The organism is Haloarcula japonica DSM 6131 (genome assembly GCF_000336635.1).
GTDB classification, from domain to species: domain Archaea; phylum Halobacteriota; class Halobacteria; order Halobacteriales; family Haloarculaceae; genus Haloarcula; species Haloarcula japonica.
The window spans coordinates 1-4,196 of record NZ_AOLY01000028.1 but is presented as its reverse complement, the minus strand read 5'-3'; the positions used below and the strand labels follow the sequence as shown (position 1 = coordinate 4,196).

At 47.4% G+C, this 4,196-nt stretch carries 2 protein-coding genes; both read left to right on the top strand.

Annotation, left to right across the window (positions count from 1 at the left end; translation table 11 throughout):
• The first annotated feature begins 541 nt into the window (after positions 1–541).
• Positions 542–1,162 (top strand): hypothetical protein, encoded by a 621-nt coding sequence (locus C444_RS21790; protein ID WP_152420799.1) that lies wholly within the window; start codon positions 542–544, stop codon positions 1,160–1,162.
• 571 nt (positions 1,163–1,733) lie between these two features.
• A complete protein-coding gene (locus tag C444_RS08840) occupies positions 1,734–3,845 on the top strand; it encodes a KAP family P-loop NTPase fold protein (protein WP_004592367.1) in 2,112 nt (703 codons plus the stop codon).
• The last annotated feature ends 351 nt before the right edge of the window (positions 3,846–4,196 follow it).

The following is a 4,196-nucleotide window of genomic DNA, read 5'->3' as shown; positions in this document are numbered from 1 at the left end:
ACCTCGACCGACGGAATTGGTTCTCCTAACATCCACAGTTATAATTTCATTTCCAAGAATTACTACTGGTGTTAGCTAAAGACGAATGGTGGAACAGGTTGTTAGTTGAGCCTGTCATACAATAGTTCTCAACAAATATAATTCACAGCTTCTGTGTTGAACAGAACTAGTGGATGGCGAAATCACGGGCTTAAGAGCGAATGTAGAGCTGTATAATCGCCAAGTAGAGGCCGTGAGACGTATTCTTTGACACACTGTGTTAGTTACCTAGCTTGGATTCCTCTGAGAGCGGCAGATTATCATTCAAGTTGATGAAAGGGCGATTTGACTCAGTTCCTCCTCTATAACCGCTCGGCAAAGTCGCAAGACTGCGCCACATCAATAAAGTGCCCCACATACCCTTTGAAAAGGATCAGTAGGATCTCATAGCGTATCTGAGAATCTTCAGATGCCATCACCAGTCACGTCGTTTGGGTAAATTCTCACATCGTCTTCAGTTAGAGCCCCATCATATGGTGCGCGAGCGATCCCTATATTTAATATGGCCGTCAAGCGATTAAGTTTCCAGATGGAAGGCTCTAGATCAGATGAGGGCTCTCCTTTCGGGGAGGTGACCGGGGTTGAAGACCTCATTGAGGCGGAAAGAGATCCAACACCGCCAGATCCAGAAGATCTCACTACTGAGGTCCTCAACCAGACCCGGGTTGAGTCACAGGAGTCTCTTGAGCGTCAGTTAGATCTCGCCACACATATTGATGATGTAGCGATGCGAAATGCCCGTACCTCAGTGATTGTAATCAGTATTATTGCCTCTGCGGCAGGGATTGCTAAACCGAGTACACTCTCTGGCCTCTCTCCAGAAGTTAGTTACACTGCGGCGACTGGAATTATATCCCTAACAATTTGTGTATTTACTGGTCTTGGAACTGTCTTTTCTACTGATCGAGAGTTTGGTGTTGGTGATTCATTTCGAGAAGAAGCTCAAACTCAAGAGTATTCAGAGAATGAGTGGATGTTAACCCTTTTAGATGGTTACAACGAGTGGACAGATAGTATGAACCAAGAATTGAGGCGGGGAAATCTATTTCTAGTGGGGAGTCAGTTCCTTTTGTTTTTTGGAATCGCAGTGCTTCTTATATCAGCACTTTTCCTCCTTCTTTAGACGAAATGGTGCCACAGATTTATCACCACAGAGTGGATAGTCTATATTGAGATGGTGAAATCACGCAAAACCGGACGCGAGCTTGAGGGAGAGCGCGTAGAGATGGGTACGTCCCGCGTCCGCCGTTTTTTCAGAATCCTCAGTGAGTCTGCTGTAGAATCTGGCGATTCGGAATAAAATCACCGCTTCGTCACTCTGAACAAATTAAGGATTGTGGGGCCTTCTGTCACCAATAGCTTCTGGTCCCGATAATCCATACCTTGACTGTACTTAGCGACCGACCAAATCTTGAGATCGTACTAATAGACTCTTGATATCAGGCAGCTAAACCCCGGTGGGACTTCGCGGGAAACGGCATTCAAAATACAGTAAGTACTAGTAGATTCTCAGAGAGCGATATCCGTCGTGTCACTAGGGCGTATTGGCGGAGTTTCGGATATAGAGTACTATGGCTTAACCTCTGATGCACTTTCTCTCTATAGGTGAATCCGATCCACCAACCGCTCAGCTGGGGTGCCCATATGTAATGTGAGCAAAGAATCTTTGTCGTTTGTTTCAGTATACTCGGTCCATGAACCGTCAACAGGGGTTGCTTTCTGACTCTGCTCTCGAAAATCCGGAACAGGACCAATTCGGATACAGCAGTTTTGCCGAGAACATCGCTGATACAATCTCCATACGGACTCCTGCCGATGAATTCGTTGTTGGAATCTACGGGCAGTGGGGAGCGGGTAAGAGCACGGTACTAAACTTTGTAGAACAAAACCTCGAAGAACGCAGTGATTCTCCTGTAGTTATCCGGTTCAATCCTTGGTGGTTCTCAGGGCAGCCAGATCTGATCAATAAGTTCTTCTCTCAATTCCGTGCAGGTCTCGACCTAGAGGACAATCGATTTGACAATATCCGGGAAAAGATAGCAACGCTCTCACGAGGGGTATCGAAACTTCCGGCAGAAGCCGTTGGTGTCCCAATTAGTCCTGTAGCAAAGGGCGTTGCTGATGTTACTGAAACGGATGAGCCTGAACTTGGTGAGGTAAAGGAATCTATCTCGGAGGCGCTCCGAGAGTCCGACCAGCAGATTGTGGTGTTTATCGACGATATTGACCGGTTGACCAACGACGAGATCCGGCAGATGTTTCGTTTGGTGAAGAGTGTCGCTGACTTCCCGAACGTGACGTATGTGTTGGCGTTTGATCGTGATGTAGTGGTCGAAGCCCTCGAAGAAGGTGAACGCGGGGTTCAAAACGGGGATAGGTATCTTGAGAAGATTGTCCAACTGTCTCAGCACATGCCAATCCCTGCCGACAACTCATTACACGTCTTCTTCACAAACCGATTGGACGCTATCGTAGGGGAGGACGAAGTCACGTTCAACAAAACCCATTGGCAAACGGTGTATCGGCACGGGATTGACCCATTAATTGAAACTCCTCGATCCGCTATTCGTCTCACCAACGCTGTCAAGACCTCCTATGGCGCAATAGGAGATGAAGTAAACTACGTCGATTTGATTGCTATAGAAACACTCCGAATCCATTTCAACGAGATCTACGAGAAGATACGAGAGAATAAAACGAGATTCACGGTACGCAATCATCCAAATCAGGGAAAAGATCTAGACCACGACTTCTTGTGGGAGAATTATGAGAAACCGGTTGATACAGCAGAGATGCTACTCTCATATCTCTTTCCGCGATACTCTCGTAACGAAATCAGCCCTTGGAAATCAATCAGCGAGAACGAAGACACCTATCGAAAACGGAAGAGAATCTGTCACCCAGATATGTTCAACTACTACTTCCGACAAACCGTGCCCGAAGGAGAGATCCCACAGGAAGAGTTCACTTCACTCAAAACCTCCGCTCAGGACCACGAAAAGTTCGCACAGATTCTCCTCGATTTGTCTGAGCAGGAGGGCAAATCAGGGCGTTCCCGGGCGTATAATTTCCTAAAGCGATTTCAGGAGCACAGCCGAGAGATTGAAACTAGGAAAGAAGCTACCTTGGGACTGTTTGAGGTAGCTGACCACCTTGTCCAAGTGGATCCCCGAGCGAACTCGCTGGATGACGGGAATATCGGCTTGTTATTTCAGACCGTATACTCGCTGATAGAGGAAGCCGACAAGCCAACACAGATTCTGGACGACGCCATCTCAACCAGCCACTCCCCCTATTTCGGTGCTTATCTACTAGGCTTGTTATCTCAAGAACATGGAGAGTATGGTGGTACAGAACGACTGGAACGGGAACGCCTGTTACAGTATGAGGACATCTGCGATCTAAGAGAAACCTGGGTGAACCAGATTGAGAACCAAGCCAGCAGGGGTGATCTTGCTGATGTTGACCGAATAAACCTAGTTTTGGAGCGTTGGAGGGACTGGGGCGATTCAGATGATGCTGTTGAGTGGGTTAGAAGGTATACAGCGGACAATGAGTCGCTGATAGAATTTATTGAGTACTTCCTCACCGATGTAAATGCATCCACTGGAGAGACCTATGAAATCCTCAAACTAGAGCAAATCGAACCATTCCTTGATATTGAAGACGTAGAATCCCGGTTCAACACTATCGACGACAGTGGGTTAACCGAACGACAGGAAGAAGTCGTGGAGATATTCATCCAAGCGCAGTCACTCGAAGATCCGAATTCACTCGAAGGGTGGGCGTTCAATAGAGACAGGTAGCAATGAAGATGACCGGCTGCTAGTAGACATTCAGTTTGGGATGTCCAGACCCATAGAGGAACTTTGAGGAGAGCGGCGTTCCAAATCAAGTAACTACTAGTAGATCCGTTAGCCGATAATCAAGGTACTGACTGTTATTTCTTTCGAGCGAACCAGCCAGAGAATACACAGTTGCTAGCTGGGTGAAACTGTTTAGTCGTAAAACCACTCATTTCTGACATAACCGGCCTGCTGAGTATAGAGGGTGGGGACAGCAGGTGGCCATCCGTCTTTAGTTAGGAGACGAACCGCATGACAGCAGCGGCGTATCGAGGTATGTTTGCGGAAGGAACGAGGAGGTGTCGAGTGTGT

Coding starts and splice junctions, on each gene's coding strand:
- C444_RS21790 (WP_152420799.1), top strand. CDS start 542: ATGGCCGTCAAGCGATTAAGTTTCCAGATGGAAGGCTCTAGATCAGAT.
- C444_RS08840 (WP_004592367.1), top strand. CDS start 1,734: ATGAACCGTCAACAGGGGTTGCTTTCTGACTCTGCTCTCGAAAATCCG.